This window comes from Qipengyuania thermophila (assembly GCF_004153605.1).
In the GTDB taxonomy this organism is placed as follows: Bacteria; Pseudomonadota; Alphaproteobacteria; order Sphingomonadales; family Sphingomonadaceae; genus Qipengyuania_B; species Qipengyuania_B thermophila.
On sequence record NZ_SDSI01000003.1, the window covers coordinates 1 to 21,285 of the forward strand.

The 21,285-nt window shown below is 64.3% G+C and carries 25 protein-coding genes; 24 read left to right on the forward strand and 1 reads right to left on the reverse strand.

The window, feature by feature from the left end; genetic code table 11:
- The 18 genes from ssb to ETO60_RS08500 all read left to right on the forward strand — a co-directional run.
- Window positions 1-344, forward strand: a 344-nt coding sequence (ssb, locus tag ETO60_RS08420) for a single-stranded DNA-binding protein (RefSeq protein WP_130004713.1), incomplete at its 5' end; no start/stop codon positions are given.
- Between the two features lie 11 nt (window positions 345-355).
- Window positions 356-529: a hypothetical protein gene (locus ETO60_RS11255; protein ID WP_165362150.1), complete on the forward strand. Its 174-nt coding sequence runs from the start codon at window positions 356-358 to the stop codon at window positions 527-529.
- Window positions 526-1,077, forward strand: coding sequence for a hypothetical protein (locus ETO60_RS08425; protein ID WP_130004715.1), 552 nt, complete (start codon window positions 526-528; stop codon window positions 1,075-1,077). Before ETO60_RS11255 ends, ETO60_RS08425 begins: the two co-directional genes overlap by 4 nt.
- A 170-nt stretch (window positions 1,078-1,247) precedes the next feature.
- Entirely contained in the window at window positions 1,248-1,595 is a 348-nt protein-coding gene (locus tag ETO60_RS08430; protein ID WP_130004717.1) for an HNH endonuclease, read from the forward strand.
- A gap of 179 nt (window positions 1,596-1,774) precedes the next feature.
- A complete protein-coding gene (locus tag ETO60_RS11295; RefSeq protein ID WP_199798858.1) occupies window positions 1,775-2,050 on the forward strand; it encodes a hypothetical protein in 276 nt (91 codons plus the stop codon).
- A complete protein-coding gene (locus tag ETO60_RS08440) occupies window positions 2,047-3,726 on the forward strand; it encodes a terminase large subunit (RefSeq protein WP_130004719.1) in 1,680 nt (559 codons plus the stop codon). The genes ETO60_RS11295 and ETO60_RS08440 overlap by 4 nt, the downstream gene beginning before the upstream one ends.
- Complete coding sequence (locus ETO60_RS08445; protein ID WP_130004721.1) at window positions 3,723-4,952, forward strand: phage portal protein; 1,230 nt, start codon at window positions 3,723-3,725, stop codon at window positions 4,950-4,952. The genes ETO60_RS08440 and ETO60_RS08445 overlap by 4 nt, the downstream gene beginning before the upstream one ends.
- Complete coding sequence (locus ETO60_RS08450; RefSeq protein ID WP_130004723.1) at window positions 4,949-5,797, forward strand: head maturation protease, ClpP-related; 849 nt, start codon at window positions 4,949-4,951, stop codon at window positions 5,795-5,797. Before ETO60_RS08445 ends, ETO60_RS08450 begins: the two co-directional genes overlap by 4 nt.
- A gap of 29 nt (window positions 5,798-5,826) precedes the next feature.
- Complete coding sequence (locus ETO60_RS08455; protein WP_130004725.1) at window positions 5,827-7,044, forward strand: phage major capsid protein; 1,218 nt, start codon at window positions 5,827-5,829, stop codon at window positions 7,042-7,044.
- 66 nt (window positions 7,045-7,110) lie between these two features.
- Entirely contained in the window at window positions 7,111-7,371 is a 261-nt protein-coding gene (locus ETO60_RS08460) for a hypothetical protein (RefSeq protein ID WP_130004727.1), read from the forward strand.
- Between the two features lie 23 nt (window positions 7,372-7,394).
- Window positions 7,395-7,937 (forward strand): head-tail connector protein, encoded by a 543-nt coding sequence (locus tag ETO60_RS08465; RefSeq protein ID WP_130004729.1) that lies wholly within the window; start codon window positions 7,395-7,397, stop codon window positions 7,935-7,937.
- Window positions 7,934-8,275: a phage head closure protein gene (locus ETO60_RS08470; protein WP_130004731.1), complete on the forward strand. Its 342-nt coding sequence runs from the start codon at window positions 7,934-7,936 to the stop codon at window positions 8,273-8,275. Before ETO60_RS08465 ends, ETO60_RS08470 begins: the two co-directional genes overlap by 4 nt.
- On the forward strand, window positions 8,275-8,799 hold the full coding sequence (locus tag ETO60_RS08475; protein WP_130004733.1) for an HK97 gp10 family phage protein: 525 nt from the start codon (window positions 8,275-8,277) through the stop codon (window positions 8,797-8,799). The genes ETO60_RS08470 and ETO60_RS08475 overlap by 1 nt, the downstream gene beginning before the upstream one ends.
- The gene (gene gp17 / locus ETO60_RS08480) at window positions 8,796-9,194 is read left to right on the forward strand and encodes a tail completion protein gp17 (RefSeq protein ID WP_130004735.1); all 399 of its coding nucleotides are present in this window, start codon (window positions 8,796-8,798) and stop codon (window positions 9,192-9,194) included. The genes ETO60_RS08475 and gp17 overlap by 4 nt, the downstream gene beginning before the upstream one ends.
- Before the next feature lie 22 nt (window positions 9,195-9,216).
- Window positions 9,217-9,399 (forward strand): hypothetical protein, encoded by a 183-nt coding sequence (locus tag ETO60_RS08485; RefSeq protein WP_130004737.1) that lies wholly within the window; start codon window positions 9,217-9,219, stop codon window positions 9,397-9,399.
- A 63-nt stretch (window positions 9,400-9,462) separates the two neighbouring features.
- Window positions 9,463-9,912 (forward strand): hypothetical protein, encoded by a 450-nt coding sequence (locus ETO60_RS08490; RefSeq protein WP_130004739.1) that lies wholly within the window; start codon window positions 9,463-9,465, stop codon window positions 9,910-9,912.
- 96 nt (window positions 9,913-10,008) lie between these two features.
- Window positions 10,009-10,431 carry a hypothetical protein gene (locus tag ETO60_RS08495; protein ID WP_130004741.1) on the forward strand — a complete coding sequence of 141 codons (423 nt, stop codon included), beginning with the start codon at window positions 10,009-10,011 and terminating at the stop codon, window positions 10,429-10,431.
- 119 nt (window positions 10,432-10,550) lie between these two features.
- A complete protein-coding gene (locus ETO60_RS08500) occupies window positions 10,551-10,880 on the forward strand; it encodes a hypothetical protein (protein ID WP_234026406.1) in 330 nt (109 codons plus the stop codon).
- Here ETO60_RS08500 and ETO60_RS08505 read toward each other — a convergent pair.
- Window positions 10,857-11,174, reverse strand: a complete 318-nt coding sequence (locus tag ETO60_RS08505; protein ID WP_199798859.1) for a TM2 domain-containing protein — start codon at window positions 11,172-11,174, stop codon at window positions 10,857-10,859. The two genes, ETO60_RS08500 and ETO60_RS08505, sit on opposite strands and share 24 nt — an antisense overlap.
- An 87-nt stretch (window positions 11,175-11,261) precedes the next feature.
- On the opposite strand from ETO60_RS08505, the gene ETO60_RS08510 reads away from it, so the two are divergent.
- The 6 genes from ETO60_RS08510 to ETO60_RS08535 are packed head-to-tail and all read left to right on the forward strand — an operon-like array spanning window position 11,262 to window position 21,213.
- Complete coding sequence (locus tag ETO60_RS08510) at window positions 11,262-16,169, forward strand: coiled-coil domain-containing protein (protein WP_130004743.1); 4,908 nt, start codon at window positions 11,262-11,264, stop codon at window positions 16,167-16,169.
- Entirely contained in the window at window positions 16,166-19,579 is a 3,414-nt protein-coding gene (locus ETO60_RS08515; protein WP_130004745.1) for a hypothetical protein, read from the forward strand. The genes ETO60_RS08510 and ETO60_RS08515 overlap by 4 nt, the downstream gene beginning before the upstream one ends.
- Before the next feature lie 10 nt (window positions 19,580-19,589).
- Entirely contained in the window at window positions 19,590-19,946 is a 357-nt protein-coding gene (locus ETO60_RS08520) for a hypothetical protein (RefSeq protein ID WP_130004747.1), read from the forward strand.
- Window positions 19,930-20,346: a hypothetical protein gene (locus ETO60_RS08525; protein WP_130004749.1), complete on the forward strand. Its 417-nt coding sequence runs from the start codon at window positions 19,930-19,932 to the stop codon at window positions 20,344-20,346. The genes ETO60_RS08520 and ETO60_RS08525 overlap by 17 nt, the downstream gene beginning before the upstream one ends.
- A complete protein-coding gene (locus tag ETO60_RS08530; RefSeq protein ID WP_130004751.1) occupies window positions 20,324-20,944 on the forward strand; it encodes a lysozyme in 621 nt (206 codons plus the stop codon). Before ETO60_RS08525 ends, ETO60_RS08530 begins: the two co-directional genes overlap by 23 nt.
- Window positions 20,941-21,213 carry a Pam3-gp28 family putative phage holin gene (locus tag ETO60_RS08535; protein ID WP_130004753.1) on the forward strand — a complete coding sequence of 91 codons (273 nt, stop codon included), beginning with the start codon at window positions 20,941-20,943 and terminating at the stop codon, window positions 21,211-21,213. Before ETO60_RS08530 ends, ETO60_RS08535 begins: the two co-directional genes overlap by 4 nt.
- Window positions 21,214-21,285: the final 72 nt, after the last annotated feature.

Below are 21,285 nucleotides of genomic sequence, written 5' to 3' on the forward strand. Positions count from 1 at the left end.
TCGCCACGTCCGAGAGCTGGAAGGACAAAAACACCGGCGAGCGCAAGGAACGCACCGAGTGGCACAATGTGGTGCTCCAGTCCGACGGCCTTGTCGGCGTGGCCGAGCGCTACCTGCGCAAGGGTTCGAAGGTCTGCATCGAAGGCTCCCTGCGCACCCGCAAGTGGCAGGACCAGTCCGGCAACGACCGCACCACCACCGAGATCGCCGTCTCCGGCTACGGCGGCCATCTCGTCATGCTCGGCGACAGGGGATCGCCGACCTCGCCGCCCGCGACACCGGTCGCGTCTCACCCCGAGCCGCCATACTCCGCCGCCGAACTCGACGACGACATCCCGTTCTGAGGATCACGCCCATGCGCCGCCGCCCCGAACCGACCCGCGCCGCCCGCCTCGCCGCCGCCGTGCAGATCGCGTGCGCCTCCACCCGGCCGCCCGACGAGATCAGGGCCATGCTCGTGCGCTCCTATGGCCTGAGCGAACCCGAGGCGGCCGAAGTCATGACACGGACGAGGAGGGGAGTGGTGTGACCAAGCGCAAGAAGCACAAGGGCCGCGTGCCCGCCATCGCCCGCAAGAAGCACAAGGGCCGCGTGCCCGCCATCGCCCTCGAAAAGCCCACACCCGAGCAGCTCGCCCGTGGCGGCTACGTCGAGGAGACGATCATCAACGCGGAGACCAACACCCGCGCCATCGTCATGCGCAACCGCGAGAGCACGATCCTCCAGCGCTGGATCAACGCCGGAGAGTTCGACGAACCCTCGCTGCGCGTCATCGCCGACTGCCTGCGGCTGTGGGAAATGATCCCGTCGCCGCAGGTCACGTCGCGCTATGCCGAGCGCCTGTCCGTCTCGCGCTCCCACGACGGACTGCGCGCGCATCAGGCCCGCGCCGACCTCGCCCACATGGCGTCGATGGTCCCGGCGCAGTACTGGCGCGTCTACGAGGACGTGGTGCGTTTCAATGCCCCCGCCGGCCTCGCCGCCGCCGGGATCGACACCAGCCGCAGCGCCAGCAACTCCGCCCGCCTCGTCGTCCGGTTTGTCGCCAGCGTCATCGCCATGCGATTGGGCTATTGACATTTTCGGATTCTGCGTGTTCAAAACGAACAGGTTCAGGAATTGCGCCCGCCCACGACGGCGGGCGTTTTCGTATCGGGCGCACGGAACCCCGGCGTCCGGCCCGCCTCGCAGACGTGACGCTCCCACCACGACAGCTGCAGCGCGGGCAAATTCCAAGAGGTGGGTGCATGCCGCGATTGAAGACGGCGCCACATCGATTGTCCATCGCACGGCCATACCGCTTGCAGCAGCCGCAGACGACGCATGAGCGTGACGCCTACCGCAATGATCAGCCGTGGCGGAAGTGGTACAACACGGCGCGCTGGCGGCGACTGCGCTGGAGTGTCCTGGTGCGAGATCGGTTCACCTGTCAGTTGTGCGGCAGATTGGAAGGCGACACGGCAAGGTTGGTGGCCGATCACACGCGGCCTCATCGTGGCGATGAACGGCTGTTCTGGGATGAGTACAACCTCCAGTGCCTGTGCGCACCTTGCCACAGCGGCGTGAAGCAGAGGCAGGAGCAGGGACACTGGTGAACCAGGCGTTCATGCTCAAGGGGGGGGGTGGATGAATGTCTGTGGCCTAAGGTACTGTAATACCGCCCTCCGTCCCACGCGGAGATAAAATCCCTCCGGTATGAAAATCGGGCTGCGAAGGAGTGCAATCAATGCCCCGAGGTGGAGCGCGCCCTGGCGCTGGTCGCAAGACAAAGGCCGTGCGCGACGCGATTGAGGCCTGTCACGTCGCAGCCAAGCGCAGCAAGGGCAGCATGTCGCCGCTTGACTTCATGCTGGCGGTGATGCGCGACGAGGAACAGGATCTGAAACTGCGTGCCGCGATGGCCCAGGCCGCAGCACCTTACGTTCACGCCAAGCCCGCCGATGTGGCGAAGGGCAAGAAGGAGCAACAGAACGAGGACGCGCAGCAGATCGCGGCATCCGGCAAGTTCGCGCCTCGCCGGTCTCCCAAACTGGTCGTGAGTAACGTGTGACCCGGACCACCGCGCTCCCGGACTGGCGGGAGCGTATCATCAAGGGGCTGAGTCTCATACCTCATCCGCCGCTGTTCGCGGATGAGGCTGCGGCAAGCATGGAGGTGTTCGACAGCCTGGTGCTGGTCGATGCGCTGGGGCAACCGACACTGGGCGAGGCCGCGAGGCCATGGGTTCGCGACTTCGCGGCACAGATATTCGGGGCGCTTAACCCTGAGACCGGTGTAAGGGAAATTCGGGAGTTCTTCCTGCTGATCAGCAAGAAGAACGGCAAGTCCACCGGTGCGGCGGCGATCATGCTTACCGAGCTGATCCGCAACGAGCGTCATTCCGCCGAGTTTCTGATCCTCGCGCCGACCAAGGAGGTTGCCGACAACAGCTACACCCCGGCCCGAGACATGGTGAAGGCCGATCCGGAACTGGACCGGCTGCTGCACTGCAAGGATCACGAGCGCACGATCAGACATCGGGGAACCGGGGCGCACCTCAAGGTGGTGGCGGCGGACAGCGCCACTGTTTCGGGGAAGAAGGCAACCGGCGTTTTGATCGACGAGTTGTGGCTGTTCGGCAAGAACGCGAAGGCCGATGCCATGTTTCGCGAGGCAACCGGCGGGCAGTTGTCCCGCCCGGAAGGGTTCACGATCTATCTGACGACACAGTCCGACGAGCCGCCTTCGGGCGTGTTCAAGACCAAGTTGAACTATTTCCGCAACGTCCGCGATGGATTGATCAGCGACCCCAAGAGCCTTGGCGTTCTCTACGAGTTCCCGGAAGAGATGGTGAAGAACCGGGAATACGAGAACCCGGATCACTTCCACATCACCAACCCGAACCTGGGCTTGTCGGTGTCACGCGAATACCTCGAAGAGGAGTGGATCAAGGTCCGTGGTGCGGATGACGGCTCGAAGCAGGTGTTTCTCGCCAAGCACCTCAACGTCGAGATCGGCCTGGCGCTGCGGAACGACGCCTGGGTCGGCGCACGCTACTGGCTTAACGCAGCGGACAGGTCGCTGACGCTGGAAACCCTCATGGAGCGGAGCGAGGTGGCGGTGGTCGGGGTCGACGGCGGCGGGCTGGACGACCTGATGGGCCTTGCCGTCATCGGTCGCGATAAGGAAACGCGCGACTGGCTCTTGTGGTGTCACGCATGGGCGCACAGCACTGTGCTGCAACGGCGCAAGGACATCGTCTCCCGGCTGCAGGACTTTGCGGCGGAGGGCAGCCTCACGATCTGCGACGAACCGACGCAGGACATAGTCGAGGCGGCAGACATCGTGGAGCGGCTGAATACGGCCGGCCTGCTGCCGGAGAAGGCAGCGGTTGGTTTGGACCCGATCGGCGTCACTGCAATGCTCGACGAGATGGCTGAGCGCGGCATCGCGGACGAGCAGATGCAGGCGGTGCTGCAGGGCTACCGCCTCAACGGTGCGGTTCTGGGGACGGAGCGCAAGCTGAACGACGGAACGCTGCGGCATGACGGGTCGGAACTGATGGCGTGGTGCGTCGGCAACGCGAGGGTCGAGCGAAGGGGGAATGCCGTGCTGATCACGAAGCAGATTTCCGGTGCAGCCAAGATCGACCCGCTCATGGCGGCGTTCAACGCGGTGATGCTGATGAGCCGGAATCCTGAGGGCAATGGGTCAACAGACCAGTGGCTGGAAGCCGTCGCGGCGTGAGCATCTGGACATGGGCCACTTCATGGCTGCGCTCGGGAATGACAGCTCAGGAAGGCGATCTGTATCAGTTTCTTGGCGGAGGATCGACCGACACCGACGAAGTTGTCACCGCGTCTTCGGTGATGGGCCTCTCCACGGCGTGGGCATGCGTCAATCTGCTGGCGGGAACGCAAGCGTCTCTTTCTCTGGATGTGTACAGGAAGGACGAGCGCCGCATAAAGATGCCGGCGCCCGACCATCCGCTGCAGGCGGTGTTGGACGATCCCAACGCCGATCAGACGCCGGTCGATTTCTGGGAGATGATGTGTCTCAGCCTGGAACTGTGGGGCAATGCCTATGCGCGGATCGGCAGGCGGCAAGATGGAAGCATTATCAGCCTAACTCCCATCCGGCCGGAAATCATGCAGGTCAAGCGCGCGCAGTCGGGACATCTCGAATACCGCTGGCATGACGGACAAAGCCAGGTCGCCGACGAGGATAACATTTTCCATATCCGCGGACACGGCGGCGACCCTATGGGCGGCATGTCGACACTCTCGTGGAACCGGAGCACTTTTGGCACAGCCCAGGCTATTGAAAGAGCCGCCAACAGGACCTTCGTAAACGGCATCAGGGCACCCGGAGCACTTGTCGCCGACAAGCAACTCACTCCCGAACAGATGATGACGGCGGAAAAAAGGATTACCGATAAATACGCTGGCGCGATGAACGCTGGTCGGCCGTTGTTGCTCAACAGCGATTTCAAGTGGCAGCAGATAAGCTTTAACCCGGAAGAGGCGCAGATGCTGGAATCGCGCGGTTTCAGTGTTGAACAGATCTGCCGCGTCTTTGGTGTTCCGCCTTTCATGGTTGGGCATACAGAAAAGGTCACCAGCTTCGGATCCGGACTAGAGCAGCAAATACTCGGGTTCCAAAAGTTCACGCTACGCAAGCGGCTCAAGAAGATCGAGCAGTCTATTCGCAAACAGCTCCTGACAGTGGACGACAGGCGCCAGGGATATACGGTCAGCTTCAATTTGGAGGATCTGCTGCGCGGCGACAGCAGGGCTCGTTCAGACTTTTATCGCGCCCTCCTTGATGGAGGGGTGATCACGATCAACGAGGTTCGCGCGCTTGAGGGACTGCCGCCCGTGGAAGGCGGCGACATACCCAGAATGCAGATGCAGAACGTCCCCATAAGCGAAGCGAAGGGCAAAGGCGGCGCATCGCCGGAGGAGCAGCAATGAGTAAACGACAGCTTCCCGAACTGACGCGCCCCGATGCGCCCGATGGGCTTGACTTTTCCGTTCACCCGCAAGCCCGAGCGGCATTCGATCCTTCTGTCACCGCCGCATCAAGGGATGATGCGACAATTTCCATCCTCTCCGAGATTGGTGAGAACTGGGATGGCACCGGCGTCACGCCCAATCGCATCAGGGCGGCCTTGAGAAGCATCGGGGACAGGCCCGTCACAGTTCAAATCAACTCACCGGGCGGCAATTTCTTTGACGGCCTGGCAATCTACAACATGCTGCGTGCCCATCCCGAGACTGTGACAGTCCATGTTATCGGCATTGCAGCTTCGGCCGCATCAATCATCGCCATGTCGGCTGACGACCTGCGCATCGCCAAGGCGGGCCTGATGATGATCCACAATACACAGTGGATTGCCATGGGAGATCGGCACACCATGGCCGAGACATTCGAGACGATGAAGGTTTTTGATGACCTTCTTGCGCAGCTTTACGCTGACAGGACCGGCATTTCCGCCTCCGAGATCGGAGCCATGATGGACGCCGAGACCTTCATGTCGGGCGAAGACTCAGTAAAAAATGGTTTTGCCGACCAACTGTTGCCAGGCGACAACGTCACCGCCGCTCGAAACATGCAGGACAGGCCGGTTGCATATCGGTTGGAGGCAGCTTTGGCGAAGGCCGGAATGCCTCGCGCAGAGCGTCGTTCGCTGCTCAAGGAAATTACGGAAGTCATGCCGAGCGCTGCCTCCGACCCTGCCATGCCGAGCGCTGGCGAATTAGACGAGGGGTTGGCCCGGCTTCGCGCCGCTTCGATGCGCCTGCGCCTCTGCAAGTAATCTCTCAAGCCATTTATCAGGAGGCCAGCATGGCTGATTTCAAGGAATTGAATGAGACGCTCAAGGCGCTGTCCGGTGATCTTGAGCGAGTTAACTCCGATCTCACCAAGAAGGCGGAGGACGCAATGTCCGAAGTCAAAAACTTCGGGGATATGACTCAGGCAACCAAGGGAGAGGTCGACAAGCTTATCACCTCTCAGACTGAGGTCGCGGGCAAGGTCGAGACGCTTATTGCCCGTCTGGAAGACGTCGAGCGGAAGAGCGAGCGACGTGGTGAACGGGCCGACAAGCCCAGGTCGGTTGGCGCGCAACTGATCGATAACGAGACCGTAAAGGGGATGAAGTCCAGCGACCTGCAAGCCGGTCAGACCATCAATATTCCTGTGAAAAACGCCCTGCTCAGTTCTGGCGTGGCAGAAGGCGTGGTCGAGCCGCAGCGCTTGCCGGGTATTGACCAGATGCCGAGGCAGCGCCTGTTCATTCGCGATCTCATCGCCTCGGGCAGGACGACCTCGCCAGCTATCTTCTGGGTGCAGCAGTCTGGTTTTGTGAACAATGCCGCCGTTGTTCCCGAAGGCGTGAGAAAGCCGGAGTCGACCATCACGTTCGACACCAAGATTACGCCGGTTGTGACCATTGCGCACATCTTTAAGGCTTCCAAGCAAATCCTTGATGATTTTGCCCAGCTGCAAAGCACCGTGGATGCCGAAATGCGCTTCGGTCTTGCCTATGCCGAAGAGCAAGAAATCCTGTTCGGGGCGGGTGGCGCAACCAACATCGAAGGCATTGTGCCTCAGGCGTCTGCCTACGTACCTGCCTTTGAGCCTGAGTCCCGCACCCGGATCGACGACATCCGGCTCGCTATCCTGCAGGCTCAGTTGGCCCGCCTGCCTTCAACGGGCATCGTGTTGCATCACATGGACTGGGCCGGGATCGAACTGACGAAGGACTCGACCGGAGGCTACATTCTGGCCAATCCGCTGGCCTTGGCCGGACCCACGTTGTGGGGATTGCCGGTGGTCGCCACCGAGGTTCCGGAGTTTGAAGGCGAGTTCCTGGTCGGCGCTTTTAGCAGCGGCGCGCAGTTCTTCACCCGCGAAGATGCGAACGTCGTCATTGCCACCACCAACGCGGACGATTTCGAGCACAACAAAATCACCATCCGCTGCGAGGAACGTGGCGCGCTGGCGGTGAAGCGTCCCGAGGCGTTCGTGACCGGTCCGTTTGGCGCCGCCGTTGCGCCGTAAGGGATCGTAACGCCACAAGAGAGGGGCCGCCCGCATCTTGGGCGGCCCGTATTCTGGAGAACTGACATGTCACTCAAGCCCAACATGAATATCAAGCCCGGCCGGACCGTTCGCGTCGGCACGAAGATGATGAAGAGCGGGAATGACGGGAATGTAAGCACCCCGAGCATTCCGCAATATGCCGCAGAACTTGAGGAGCTGAGCGAGAACGCCCGCAAGGTTGCCCGAGGCGAGGCAGAGGCATCCCAGGTTGAGCAGTCTGCCCCGGTGCCGTCGCTGGATGGCGAAGATGCGCAATCGAAGACGGCGAACCGCAAGAAGTCCTGACAAGAAAGAGAGGAGCGGCGGTTATGTCATTCACTCTCCGCCGCATCTCTCTGCTCGACGGCGAGGCGGTTCTACCGCTGGCAGATGCAAAAGCGCACATCGTCGTCGAGCATGAGATTGACGACGCATTGATAGCTCAATTGAGGGATGCAGCTATCACCCACATCGAGAAAATGTCCGGCATTGCTCTCGCGCCAAGCCGTTTCCGCTGGACCATCCCCTGCTTCTTTTCGACCATTGAACTGCCGGTTCGTCCGGCTACGAACCTTGAGGAGGTGGCTTTTCTGGATAGTCAAGCCGCCTTCATTTCATATACTGGCGCGCGGCTAGTCGAGAATAAGGTTCTTCCCTCACATGCGTTGGGCTGGCCCTCGTCCAGCGGCCCGATTGTGATGACGTTCATGGCCGGACTTTCTGCGCCAGATGAAGCGCCAGACCTTCTTGCTGCCGTCAAACTACTTTTGGGACATCTCTACAAATATCGCGAAGCCACAGCGGATCGCGCGGTCACTGATATTCCTCTCGGGGTTTCAGCCCTGATACAACCATACCGGAATATTTTATGAACGCGGGAGACTTGCGGTATCGTATCCGCATAGAGCGGCCCGTTGCAGACGATAGTTTTACAGGCGCGGGTTCGGCATCATGGCAACTTGTGGCCAGTGTTCGCGCACAGGTGCAGGACATGCTGCCCAGCCGTGGCGAGAAGCTGGCCGACGGCCTGAGCATCGCCACCCGTCCCGCCCGTGTGCGGATCCGCTACCGGAACGACATTGACGCCTCCATGCGGGTAGTGATGGGCGACAGGGTCATGCAGATCGTCTCCGCGCCGGCTGAAATCGGCAACCGCGACGGACTGGAGTTCATGGCGGAGGACTACAGCACGGCCGGAGGAGGCGGATAATGGCCACTTCTCGCGGCGCGGACGAGGTGAGGGCATACATTGCCAGGACGCAGGTGGCGCTGGCGACCAACATCCTTCGCGGCGCCGCCAGGGCTGCCGCGAAGATCGTGGCGGATGAAGCCAAGGACCGTGTCATCTCCAGCGACGTCCGGGGCGCAATCAAGGTCGCCACCCGAGCCAGCGACGAACAGGGCCGGGTGATCGCCAAGGTCCAGGTGAAGGGGAAGGGGGCATACATCGCGCCGTGGTTGGAATACGGCACGGACCCTCACTTCATCAGCGTCGACGATAGCCAGCGGCAAGGGCTGAGCGTCGGGAGGGTGAACACGAAGGTCAAGGAGGGTTCGCTGGTGATCGGCGGCAATTTCGTCGGCGCAACCGTGCTGCACCCCGGCGCGCGTCCGCATCCGTTCCTGCGGCCCGCGCTCGACGTCAAGCAGGACGAGGCGATCGCGGCGGCACAAGCATACATCAATACCCGCTTGCGACAGAGCACCGGCGGCGCGGCAGAGGTGGACGAATGAGCGGGGTCGACGTGATCGGGGCACTTCTGGCCGACGACCCCGCCGTAACCGCATTGGTCCCGCCGGCGAACATCAGGGCGGGCAGGCTACCCGACAACGCAACCCTGCCTTCTCTGCTGGTTCGTTCGGTCAGCCTTGTGGAGCGGCAGCCTCTCAAGCGCCAAGGCATTGTGCGGATAACAGAGCGCGTAGCGGTTATGGCCCGCGCAAATAACTACCGGCAACAGCGCGAGATCATCGCTGCGGTCCGCGATGCTTGCGCGGGGCAGACGGGGAACATCGGCGGCACAACAAACACCGTCGTGTTGAGCGCCGGAACCGGACCCGATCTGACCGGCATAACCACGTTCGAGCAGACGCAGGATTTCCGGGTCAGCTTCGACCACCACCTCTGACCTACAGATCAGGAGAATACCAATGGCCGACAAGGAGAAGGGTCGCCGCGCGACCTTTGTGCGCGACATTACCGACGCGGGATCCGGCAAGACCTTTACCGCCAACTCGACGGTCACGCTGACCGAAGGCGAATACGCGAACTACGCCGCTGCTGGCCTGCTCGCCAACGCTACCGAAAAAGCGGGCAGCGACAAGCCCGCCTGAACCAGATTGCCGCATCGGCAATACCCCGCCGGCATCGCCGGCTCGCCATAGAAGGATATGAACATGGCACTTTCCACTGCGGCGGGCTCGGCGCTCGCCATTTCCGTTGCTGCCCCCGCCACCCAGGACGCCGCCGGCTATGCGGCGCTCACCTTCACCGAGATCGGCCTGATCGACAAGATCGGAGCGATCGGTGGCACCTTCGCCGAAGTCGAGTTCCAGCCGCTCAAGGGCCCGAAGATCACGCTCAAGGGTTCGCGCGACAACGGCACGCTCAACCCGTCCTACGCTGTGGACAGCAACGACGCCGGACAGGCGCTGATGAGGACGGCGGCGAACGATCCGACGAGCAAGTTCTACTCGTTCATGATCACCCGCCCCGATGGCGAAAAGGTCTACTTCGGCGGGATCGTGTTCGGCGCCCCCGAAACCATCGACACTGCGGACACGGTGACGACGGCCAATCCGACCGTCAAGGTCTGCACCAATTACGTGCGCGTTCCCGCCCCGTAACCACTTTCCCGGCGCGTCCGGTCGATGAGCATCGCCCCGTCTGCGCATCGCAGGTCGCCGGGCGGGGCGGTGCATCCTTCCTGCGAAAGGCAACCCATGTTCGACATCACTTCTCAGGCCGCAAGCGATACTTCCGCCATCCACCTCAAGGGACTGGATGGGGAGCACCTCTACGACGACAAGGGCAATCCTGTCCGCATCGTTGTCTATGGCCCCGGTTCCAGGCAGTTCGCGCAGGTGGAAGCGCGCCAGACGGCCCGCGCCATCAAGCGCATGGAGGCGAATGACGGGAAGCTGTCAGTCGCCTCGCCCGAGCAGCGCGACGCGGAGACGGCGGAAGACCTGGCCGCGATCACCGTGGCGTTCGAGAACTTCGACTATCCGCCTGCCAAGGGCAAGCCCGACGCGGAACGGTTTGCGGCACTCTATCTCGACCGGTCACTCGGCTTCATCACCAAGCAGGTCACGAAGCACCTCAATGACTGGGGAAACTTCAAGAACGCCTCTCCCGCGGACTGAAGTTGTATGTCCGGTACCTGGCGTGGCTCCATGCCACGCCGAAGCCGGACGAAAGGATGCGTGCGGCGAAGGTCAAGGCACCCGAATTGAGCCGCCTGGATCAGTTGAAGAGGGACGGTGTGCCTGTCCGTATGCCGCCCAATCCCGCACCCCACATCATCAACCGCCTTGTCGAGATCGGGCTGACGGAAGCGGGCGCAATGGCTCCGGTTCCGCTTAGCTGGCGGGAAATCCACTACTGGCAGCAGAATACCGGAGTCTGCCTTTCGGCATGGGAGGCCCGGACGATCCGTGACCTGTCAGTCGCCTATGTGGCAGAAGGCAGGCGAGCCGAAGCCATGAACTGCCCGCCACCGTGGAGGGCCGAAGTGACGCAGCGCGAGCGGGAACTGGACGAGGCTCGTCTGGAGGCGATGTTTGGGGAATCAAGCCAACGCTTCAATCGTTAGCCTTTGCCGCGTTTCCTCAATTCTTCGCCGCATGATCGACGGGATCAGAAACAGGTCGATCAAGGCCCAGAACACGGTCACGAAAAGACCGATCAGCGTCACCCCAAGCAGCAACATGATTATGCCGGTGCCCTTCTCGCCCAGATAGAGGCGATGGGCACCGAACATGCCGAGAAAGACGCAGAGCAGATAGGCGACGCCAACGCTCGGCTTCTCGTTTGTCACCCGCTGCTCGATCAGCAGTTTGCGGCTCTCGCTCAACCGTCCCGCTGAATGCTCGTCCACTTCGTGCATCCTTATCTCCCTTAAGTCGCGGGAGACTAGGGCGGCGCACGGCGGTGTCTAGCGAAAATCCAACCCGACACAGAAAGGGAGGCGCGCATGAATGAAGCATCGCCGACCCTTGAAGTCGGGTTCGCCATTGACCCGGAATCCTCCTTCGACACGCTGCGCCAGCTGCAAGCGGCGATGGACACGACTGAAGGGAAGATCGTTGCGGACGCCGCCAAGATCGAGGCCGCCACCCGCAACATGGTCAATCTTGGCAACGGCACGGCGCAAGTCACCGCGTTCGGCAATGCACACAGCCGCGAGATGCAGGGTGTCGTGCGAGACCGGAACGCGGCTGAAAAGGCGGGCGAGGGGCTGGTCCGCCAGATGCAGCGGCAGGCCGAGACGTTCGGCAAGACCGCGTCCGAAATCCGCAACATGCGCGCCGAACAGCGGGCATTGGCAGCGGAAAGCCAGGGACTGACCGAACTGGCTGCGCGGATTCGTTCGGTAAACAGCGAACTCAACCGCATGGAAGCCGCATCAGCGACGGCCGGGCGTGGCGTTGGTTCGGTCGCCACGACCGGCAGGTTCGCAGCCCACCACATGCAGAACCTGGCCTTCCAGTTCCAGGACGTCGGCGTGCAGATGGTGATGGCCGCGCAGTCGTCCGATCCGCTGCGCATGGCTCTGATGGCCCTGATGATGCAGGGAAGCCAGATCCAGGGGATCATGTCGCAGGCAGGCGTCGGAGTCGGCGGCCTTGCCCGGCAGGTGCTGCTCACGGCGCGGATCATCAGCGAAACCGCGCCCGCGAACATTGCATCCGCATTGGCCACGGTGAAGGCACAGGAAGCCGTTGCCGCCGCCGAATACAAGCGCACCCAGGCAGCGCTTGCGGCTGCGCGCGGCGAGGTGCTTCTCGCCAATGCCGCCAGAACCACCGCCACAACGGCGGAGGCGTCCGCTGCCGCCACCGCTGCACTTGCAGCCGCGCGACAGCGCCTTGCAGCCGTGACCGCAGAAGCCGCGCTCGCCGAGCAGGCGCTTGCCGGAGCGACTGCCCGAACGGCAGATGCCAGCGCCACGGCATCCGCTTTGTCAATCGCGCGGATCACGCCGTGGGGTCGCGCCCTGACCATCGCCGCCGCCGCCGCAACTGCGCTCGGCTTCTCGATCAAGTCCATGCAGCAGGCGGCACAAGACGCCTCCGACATGGAAGCCTACGCCCGCTCGCTTGGACTGACGACGAAGGAAATCCGCAACCTCAAGGATGTGACCGTCACCTTCGGAGACACGACCAAGGCCGTATTCCAGGTTGCGGGCAAGGCCATCTGGGACAACATCGGCCCGGCAGTCAAAAGCACGTGGGAACTCATCGAAGGCTGGTTCGCGGCGGTCGGGTCTGGCACCAAGACGCTCGTCAACTACATGATCGGCGGCTTCGTAGGCGCCTACAATGCCATCGTGCAGACGTGGCGCAGCTTCCCGGCGGCGCTGGGTGATCTGTTCTACAGCGCGGTCAATGCCGCGATCGGCGCGATCAACAGCCTGCTGCGCAAGTCCGCCGATGGCGTGAACAGCTTCATCACCAGCGCCAACGCCGTGCTGGGCCAGTTCGGTATCAACTTGCCCACCATCTCCGCCGCTCAAATCGGCGAGGTCGAAAACCAGCATGCCGGAGCCGGACGCCGGATTGGAGAGGCCTTCGCCGGGAACCTCCGTGAGGCGGTCCAGCGCGACTATTTGGGTGCAATAGGCGATGCGGTTACAGCGCAAACGATCCGGAACGCGCAGGACCGCATCCGCGAGCAAGCCTTGGCCAAGGGCTATCTCGACCCGGAGAATGCCAGAACCAGAAAGCCGAAGGTCGACCGCCACGCCGAGCGCCTGGCCCGCGAAAACGAGGCGATAGAGGCGCAGATCCGCAACCTGTATGCGCTCGCCGCTGCCTACAGGATTTCGGGCGCAGAGGCGCTGATCGCCGAGGCGCGTGTCAAGGCGGAAAGCCAGGCCATCAAGCAGCGCGGCGACATCGAAATGTTCGTCAACCGCGAAGTGCGCCTGTCCATTGCGCAGCGCGTGGTGGACGCGGCGAAGGCAAACGCCGCGCTGCGCGAACAGGCCGTTGCACAAGCCGAAGTGAACGCGATGGTGGCGGCCGGCATTGTCCCGGCCGAACGTTCCGGCGAACTCCTGCAACAGCGCCTTGCCATGCTGCCCCTCATTGCGGCTGCAGAGGCCGCGCAGCAGCGCGGACTTGCCGAAGAGGCGGCGCGGGCGAACCAGGCGCTCGACGACCAGATCGACGCGCAACGCCAGCTTGCGGAGGCGAAGCGCGAGGAGGCGTTCAACGCGGCGATGGCGGCAGGCAATGACCGGCTTGCCGAACTGCGCGAAGAGCTGCGGCTTGTCGGCGCCACCAACGAGGAACGGGCCATCGGCCTTGCCGTGCTGCGAGCCACCAGAGAGGCGGAGAAGTTCAATCCGGCGGATCGCGACGCCTATATCGCGCAGCAGCGCGAGATTGCCATCGCCACGGAAGAGGCAGCGGCGGCGCAGCGCAACTTCAACGACGCGCTGAGTTTTACCGCCGATCGGTGGGAACTGATTGCCCGAAACGTGCAGAATGCGGGCGCTGGCATGACGGAGGCCTTTGGCGAGGCTGGCCGCGCCATCAGCGACATGGCTCTCATTTTCGCCGGGTTCCATGCCGAACGTGAGCGGCTGAACCAGCAGCACCTTGAGCAGCTGCGGCAGGCCGGGAAGGACCAGGCCGCCATCGCCCGCGCGAACGCCCGCTTTGCCTTGCAGACCGCAACCCTTGAGATCGGCGCATTCGGAGACATGACTGCGGCTGCGAAGGGGTTCTTCGACGAGAAGAGCAAGGGCTACAAGGCACTTGCGGCGGCGGAGAAAGCGTTCCGTGCGATTGAGTTTGCACTGTCAGTCCGCGCCATGGCGCAGGACGCCATCGAAACCGGCTCCAGCATCGCGAAAAGCGGTCTGCGCGCAGCGGCTAACGGGGTTGAGGCGGTCGCCAAGGCAATCGCCTCCCTGCCGTTCCCGGCCAACCTTGCCGCAGGCGCTGCAACCGCAGCGGCTCTGGCGGCAATTGGCATTTCTGTCGCTGGCGCGTTTGGTGGCGGAGGCAGGAACAGTCTGCAGAAGCCTAACACCGGCACCGGCACCGTGCTGGGCGATCCGGACACACAATCCGCCAGCATCAAGAACGCCATCGATGCGCTGCGCGAGGTCGATACGGTCACGTCGGTCTATGCCCGCGAAATGGCCGGGTCGCTCCGGTCGATCAACAGCCAGATCGGCAACGTGGCCGCCGTGCTGGTGCGAGGCGGCGACATCAACGCCTCACAGGGCATCGCAGAAGGGTTTGCACCCAACCTCATCGGCAAGGTGCTTGGCTCCATTCCGATCGTCGGCGGCCTGCTGAAAGGCCTGTTCGGCAGCAAGACCAGCGTCATCGCCAGCGGCATTTCGGGCAGGGCGCAGACGCTGGAAAGCATCCTTGGCGGCGGATTCGACGCATCCACCTTCTCCGACATCGAGCGCAAGAAGAAGTTCCTCGGCATCACGACCGGCACCAAGTACTCGACGCAATACGGCAGCGCCGATCCGGCGCTGGAGAACCAGTTCACCCTTATTCTCAGGTCGTTCAACGACGCGATCCTCGCGGCGGCAGGCCCGCTTGGCAGTTCGACCGACGCAATCACGTCGCGTCTCAAGGGGTTCGTGGTCGATATCGGCAAGATTGACCTCAAGGGGCTTACTGGCCAGCAGATCGAAGAGAAGCTGCAAGCCGTGTTCGGCGCTGCAGCCGACCGCATGGCCATGACGGCGTTCCCCGGCGTGGAGAGGTTCCAGAAGGTCGGGGAAGGCGCGTTCGAGACGCTGGTGCGGGTCGCCTCCACCGTGGAAGCCGTCACGAACGCGCTGGACATGCTGGGCAGCGCGGCAAGCGGGTTCGGCCTTGACGCCAAGATGGCGCTGGCGGAGCGGTTTGACAGCATCGGAGACCTTACCGGTGCCGTTGATGCCTATTTTGAGGCGTTTTACACCAAGGAAGAGCAGAACGCAGCGCGGGCCACGCAACTGCGCCGTGCCTTTGACAGCCTGGGCCTTGCCATGCCCGGCACGCTCGCGGCCTTCCGGGCGCTGGTTGAAGCGCAAGACCTCACCACGACGGCGGGCATGGAGACCTATGCCACGCTGCTGCAACTCGCCCCGGCCTTCGCCGATCTGAACAAGGCCATGGACGGCACAAGAAGCGCGGCTGACATCGCCGCCGAGCGGGAAAGTCTCCAACGACAGATACTGCAGCTGCAAGGCGATACGGCAGCGATCAGGGCGCTGGACCTTGCCAAGGTCGATGTCAGCAACCGTGCCCTGCAAGAGCAGATTTACGCCATTCAGGACGCGCAGGAGGCAGCGAAGGCCGCGGAGGAACTGCGCAAGGCGTGGAGTTCGGTCGGCGACAGCATTGCTGATGAAATCAAGCGCATTCGCGGGCTGTCTGGCGCGCAGACCGGCGGCAACTTCGCTGAACTCATGGGCCGGTTCAATGCCGCCACGGCGGCGGCGCGCGGTGGCGACATGGATGCGGCGAAGGAACTGCCGGGATTGTCGCAGGCGTTGCTGGCAGCGGCCAATCTTGCGGCGCGCAGCCGGCAGGAACTTGACCGGGTGCAGCAGCAGACCGCTGCGAGCCTTGAGATCACCAACGAAGCGATTGCGCGTATCTCCGCCGCCGCCAGCGCGGAGAAGGCGGTCCTTGACGCGGCTGCCACGACGCAGGCTGCTGCGGCGAGCGGCAACGAGAGTGCCGCCGCGCAGATGCGCTCGTCAATTGACGATCTGAGAGCCGAGATCGTGCAGCTGCGGCATGACAACAACGCCGGTCACGCCGCCACGGCAAGCAATACCGGCAGCATCAAGCGCAAGCTGGAGGATGTGACCAACGCCAGCGGCGGGGACGCGGTATCCGTGGCGTACGCGGCATGAGGGTCGTTGGCCCGAACGGTCTCATCACGCTGGGCGTGACCGAAGCAACACCGACCATCAGCATCCGTGATTACAGCCGTCGCGAACCCGACGAGTTCGGCGATACGGTGGTTGTGGAACGCGGGTTCTCACGCCGCCTGTCTGTGCGGATGATGGTTCCCTCCGATAACGTGGACGCGCTCCAGCAGCAGTTCGCCGAATTGCGCGCTATGCAAGCCACATGGATCGCCGACGAGGAGAGCGAATGGCTTAGCCCGGTCGGTTTCTACCGCGACTTCGAGGTGGACATCTCCACCCCGGAGCATAGCTATTGCACCCTTTCGGTAGAGGGATTGGCCGAAACAGAGGTTGCCACAGATCCCGGCGGCGATCCCGCTCCGGCTGGCAAGGTTTCCACGCTCCGCATTGTCGACGGTGAAACCGAACTCGCGCTTGGCCTTACCGAAGCGTCTGCAAAGGTCGGGATAACCGACTTCAGCCGCAAGGGGTTCGACGAGTTCGGTGACCCGGACGTGGTCGAGCGCGCGTGGGCGAAGCGCATGACCGTCCGAGCGCTGATCCGCACGGACATGATTGATGTCGTGGCGAACAGGATAGCCGCGGTTCGTGCTCGCCCGGTGACCTGGGTGGCCGACGAGGAATACGACAGCCTCAGCATCGAGGGCTTTTTCAAGGAGTTCTCGATAGAGCGTGGGGAGCAGGTCAGCACGCTGTCGCTGGAAATCGAGGGCCTCAGCACGGCTTCGCCGGCTCCGGCGCCTTTTCCCATCGGCGCTACGCCCGAGCAGGTCGAGGCGATCCGCAAGAACACGGAATACGCGCTCGACATCATCGTACGGCGTGAAATCACCGACGAGGATGTGGCGGCTCTGGACCTGCAGGCGCGCGGCACCGCCCGCCAGGCCGACCTGGACGCCCTCGTTGCGCAGACGTTGCCGCTGGACAGCCGGATCACGGACGCGCGCAACAGGGCGGACGCGGCAGCAGAGCAGGTGGCAGCAGCCCAGGAGAGCGCCAACCAGGCGTTGAGCGAGATCGCGTCGCAGGTCGTTCGGCTTGATGAGCGGATCGACAACGTGTCGGCCGCAGAAGAATACGACGACACGGCGATCTTCGCGGAAGTGCAGCGCGTCGACAGCGCTGCGCTCGGACGCGACGCCGCACTGGCGGAGTCGATCAGCACCGTCAGCGCGGGACTGACGGACACGGACAGCGCATGGCGGGCGGAGGTCAGCCGCGTGGAGCAGGCCGCTGTCGCCGCCGACACGGCAATCAGTCAGCGGATCGACATGATCGTGGCGGATGGCAACGGGGGGGATACAGACCTCTTCGCCCGCTCCGAAATAGCGCGCGTCGAGCAGGCGTACGTCAATGCCGATAATGCTCTGGCAAGTCAGATCAACAATGTGTCGGCAAGCATCGGCCCGGCAGTGAACGCCAAGGCGCAGGAACTCACCACGGCGTACAGCAACGCCGACACGGCCATCGTCCAGCAGATCACTACCCTGAAAGGCGGGTACAACGGCACGCTGGGTCAATTCGACAGTCGCATCACCACGTTGGCCGACGCGCAGGGCGCGCTGGCCGACAGCCTTGTCCAGCTTCGCGCCGGGTACACCGGCAATCTTGCCCAGTTCGATAACCGCATCACGGCTGCGCAGAACGCCGCCGGCAATGCGGTGGCGCAGACCACCTTGCTGCAAAGCCAGTTCAACCTTACGGAGGACAGCGCCCTCTACGCGCGACTGCGCACCGAGGAGCAGGCCCGCGCCGACGCGGTGGGACAGATCGCCAGCCGCACAAGCGTGCTGGAAGTGAGTGCCGAACGCTCGGCGCTGAACCGAAACCCGGCCTTCGCCCAAATCCCGCCGGGCGACCCGGCGGTGCCGCCGCACTGGACGCTGGGCGGCGCGCCGCCGCTCATCGCCACAGCGCTGGCGACCGGCAACGCGCAGCAGACCGGCTGGCTGATCCGCCCAAACGGCGCGAGCACCACCAGCATCTACGGCGACCTGTTCGCGGCCGGTCCCGGCGACTACGTGCTGGAGGCCGACTGGGCGCTCATGGACGGTCCTGACGTGAGCCGGGCGACGATCACTGTGGCCATGTACAATGCGTCCGGCGCGCTGCTCGACGACAGCCGGGCCATTCCGCTCGCCACGCTGCGCGAGGCGGACGGGCACACCCACGGCTCTGGCGAAGCGGTGAAGGGGCGCTTCCGCACCATGCGCACGCGGCACCGGGTGACGGTGACCAACCCCGCGCACACGCACATCCGCCTGTTCGTCTTTTTCTGGGGCGGCTCGGCGCCGCGCGACTGGGCCTATCGCTGGGACCGGCTGGCGCTGCGCCCGATGACGCCGCAGGAGGTCGAGGCCGGGCGGATCATCCCGCTCGAAGCGACGGTGGAGCAGCAGGCCGGCGCCATCGCCGACATCCGCGGCAGCGCGGCGTTCTTCGAGACGCTGGTCCAGGCGGGCGGCGGCAACCCGGCGGTCGTGCGACTGCAGGCGGGGTGGAACGGCTCGACGATCGTGCAAGCCGCCGACCGGCTGCTCATCCTCAACCCGGCCAATGGCCAGTTTGTCGAGGTGGCGCGGTTCGAGGGCGGGCAGGCGCGGCTCAACGACGCGCTCATCCGCCGGCTGCGCGTCGCGCCCAACGTCCACAGCGCGATCTATCTGCCCGTGCAGCTCGAACCGCTGCGCCTCACCGGGCCGCTCGGCCAGCCGCTGCAATACGACAACGGCCGCACCTTCGGGCTGCGCCCGGCGCGGATCACCGCCGACCTGTCGCAGCTTCCCGCCCCGGCGGCGGGAGAGCGCTACGAGTTCCGCCCGGTCGCCGTGACGGAGACGGGGTTCACCCCGACCGTGGTGCGGATCGGGGCGGGGGCGGCGACGGTGCAGCAGCAGTCCCCGGCGGGGGTCGACATGGGCAGCGGTGTCGCGCCGCGCTGGCAGGCGGGCAAGCCGACCGAGGCGGACGCGGGCGACGGCTATTACACCTACACGCTCGATCTCGTCCTCAACAAGGTCGACGAGCAGTATTACGGCCCCGGCACCGGACAGCCCGGCTATCCCGAGGGGCAGATGGCGTCCTACCTCGCGCGGGCCGAGTTCTCCGGGCGCACCGGCGCCGGGGTGTGGGTGTATCTCGGGGCGGAGACGTGGACCGAGCAGCGGTTCGCCCCGCTCGGCCAGACCAATCCGGCGACGGTTCCCCTGTCGGTGCAGCACACGGTGCAGTCGACCGCCGACCTCACCAGCGGGGCGGGGGTGTTCGGGGTGCAGCCGACGGCGGGGGCGGTAACGGCGCTCCACCACGTCCGCTACCTCACCAGCAGCGGGGCGACCGAGACGCCGGTGAGCGGGACCATGACCTACACCATCCACCCGGCGCGCGACTGAGGAGGCGCCCATGCTCGACCTTGTCATGCACCTGCTGGAGACGGGACAGCCGACACTCCGGCTGATCTGCTTCGCCCTCATCTGCGCCAACCTGTTGTGGGTGACGCCGCTCGCCATGGCGGCGCTGAGACGCGACGGCTCGTCGCGGGCAACGGCGATCCTCGGCGTGTTCATGGTCCTCGTCGCGCTCGCCGGCAACCAGTCCGCCTACCTGTTCGAGGCGGTTCCGGACCCGCTCCATTGGCGAAAAGGCGCCAACCTCGCGATCATGTGTCTGGGCTGCGCGGTGTTGCTGGCCTCGCGGCTGGTGGCGCGGTGGGAGGTCAAGGCGGCTGAGCGGGAGGGCCGCGATGCCGATCCACGCTGACCAGTTCTTCGCCGGATTCACCCTCCTCACCCTTCTCGGCGTTCTTGGCGGCATCGTCCGTTGGGTGTGGACGCAGTGGCAGCAGACGAGCGAGCAGCGCGCCGCCGTCCTCACCCGCCGCGAGCGCGAGTTCGAAGCGAAACAGGACGCCCGTGTCGACAAGCTGGAGGCGACGATCCGCGCGCTCGAAGGGCGGATCGACGATCTTGCCGAGACCATCGCCCGTCAGCGCACCGCCATCGAGCTGCTGATGTGGGAGGTGGCGAGGCTCGATCCCAACAGCCCGGTGCTCGGCCGCGTCGAACGCATCCTCAAGGCCGATCGCCTCGTCTCCGGCGCCGTGCCTCCCGAACTCGAAGCCCTCGCGAGGAAGCTCGATGAGCCGAAAACCGATCTTTGACGCCGTGCGCCGCCTGTTGGGGCGCGGGTTCACGCCCGCCGAGGTGCGCGCGCTCGACGCGCTGCTCGACGACGCCGGCGTGCGTCCCGATCCACCGTCCGAACCGGAGAAACCCTTCGTGCCGACGAACACCAGCGCCGAGGGCCTCGCGCTCATTCACCGGTTCGAGGGGTTCCACAAGGTCCGTCCCGACGGGCGGGTGGAGGCGTATCGCTGCCCCGCTGGGGTGTGGACCATCGGTCACGGGCTGACGAGGGGACCGGACGGCCAGCCGATCAGGCCGGGCACGGTGTGGACGCGGGCGGAGGCCGAGCGCGAGTTCGCGCGCCAGCTCGTCCGCTACGAGCAGGACGTGATCCGCGCGCTCGGTGACGCGATCCACCGCACGAGTCAGGAGCAGTTCGACGCGCTGGTGGCGTTCCACTTCAACACCGGCGCCATCGCCCGCGCGACGCTCACCGCGAAGCACAGGGCCGGCGACACCGCCGGGGCGGCCGCCGAGTTCGGGCGCTGGACCCGCGCCGGGGGCAAGGTGCTGCCCGGCCTTGTCCGCCGCCGGAACGCCGAAGCCGATCTCTACCGAAAGGGAAGCCGATGACCGATCCGATCACCCCGCCGATCCATGTGCCAGCCTCGTCTCTGGGCGAGCAGATCACGACCCTGCTGCGCTACGTCGTCACCGCCGTCGGCGGCTATGCGCTCGGCCGCGGCTGGATCGACGACGACCTGCTGCAGATGCTGATCGCGCTGGTCACGATCGCCGTGCCGTCCGCGCTCGGGATCTACCGGACATGGCGCAACCAGCGCAAGCTGCGCACGGTGGCTGAAATGGTCCCGAACAGCATCGCCGTGGTGGACCGGCGGTGATCATCACCCGCTACGCCATGGTCGAGCCGGCTGACTGGGGGTGCGTCAGCACCTTCTTCAGCGGCGGCACGG

Coding starts and splice junctions, on each gene's coding strand:
- ETO60_RS08520 (WP_130004747.1), top strand. CDS start 19,590: ATGCTCGACCTTGTCATGCACCTGCTGGAGACGGGACAGCCGACACTC.
- ETO60_RS08535 (WP_130004753.1), top strand. CDS start 20,941: ATGACCGATCCGATCACCCCGCCGATCCATGTGCCAGCCTCGTCTCTG.
- ETO60_RS08515 (WP_130004745.1), top strand. CDS start 16,166: ATGAGGGTCGTTGGCCCGAACGGTCTCATCACGCTGGGCGTGACCGAA.
- ETO60_RS11255 (WP_165362150.1), top strand. CDS start 356: ATGCGCCGCCGCCCCGAACCGACCCGCGCCGCCCGCCTCGCCGCCGCC.
- ETO60_RS08455 (WP_130004725.1), top strand. CDS start 5,827: ATGGCTGATTTCAAGGAATTGAATGAGACGCTCAAGGCGCTGTCCGGT.
- ETO60_RS08460 (WP_130004727.1), top strand. CDS start 7,111: ATGTCACTCAAGCCCAACATGAATATCAAGCCCGGCCGGACCGTTCGC.
- ETO60_RS08495 (WP_130004741.1), top strand. CDS start 10,009: ATGTTCGACATCACTTCTCAGGCCGCAAGCGATACTTCCGCCATCCAC.
- ETO60_RS08505 (WP_199798859.1), bottom strand. CDS start 11,174: ATGCACGAAGTGGACGAGCATTCAGCGGGACGGTTGAGCGAGAGCCGC.
- ETO60_RS08510 (WP_130004743.1), top strand. CDS start 11,262: ATGAATGAAGCATCGCCGACCCTTGAAGTCGGGTTCGCCATTGACCCG.
- ETO60_RS08530 (WP_130004751.1), top strand. CDS start 20,324: ATGAGCCGAAAACCGATCTTTGACGCCGTGCGCCGCCTGTTGGGGCGC.
- ETO60_RS08450 (WP_130004723.1), top strand. CDS start 4,949: ATGAGTAAACGACAGCTTCCCGAACTGACGCGCCCCGATGCGCCCGAT.
- ETO60_RS08485 (WP_130004737.1), top strand. CDS start 9,217: ATGGCCGACAAGGAGAAGGGTCGCCGCGCGACCTTTGTGCGCGACATT.
- ETO60_RS08475 (WP_130004733.1), top strand. CDS start 8,275: ATGGCCACTTCTCGCGGCGCGGACGAGGTGAGGGCATACATTGCCAGG.
- ETO60_RS08490 (WP_130004739.1), top strand. CDS start 9,463: ATGGCACTTTCCACTGCGGCGGGCTCGGCGCTCGCCATTTCCGTTGCT.
- gp17 (WP_130004735.1), top strand. CDS start 8,796: ATGAGCGGGGTCGACGTGATCGGGGCACTTCTGGCCGACGACCCCGCC.
- ETO60_RS08465 (WP_130004729.1), top strand. CDS start 7,395: ATGTCATTCACTCTCCGCCGCATCTCTCTGCTCGACGGCGAGGCGGTT.
- ETO60_RS08430 (WP_130004717.1), top strand. CDS start 1,248: ATGCCGCGATTGAAGACGGCGCCACATCGATTGTCCATCGCACGGCCA.
- ETO60_RS08470 (WP_130004731.1), top strand. CDS start 7,934: ATGAACGCGGGAGACTTGCGGTATCGTATCCGCATAGAGCGGCCCGTT.
- ETO60_RS08525 (WP_130004749.1), top strand. CDS start 19,930: ATGCCGATCCACGCTGACCAGTTCTTCGCCGGATTCACCCTCCTCACC.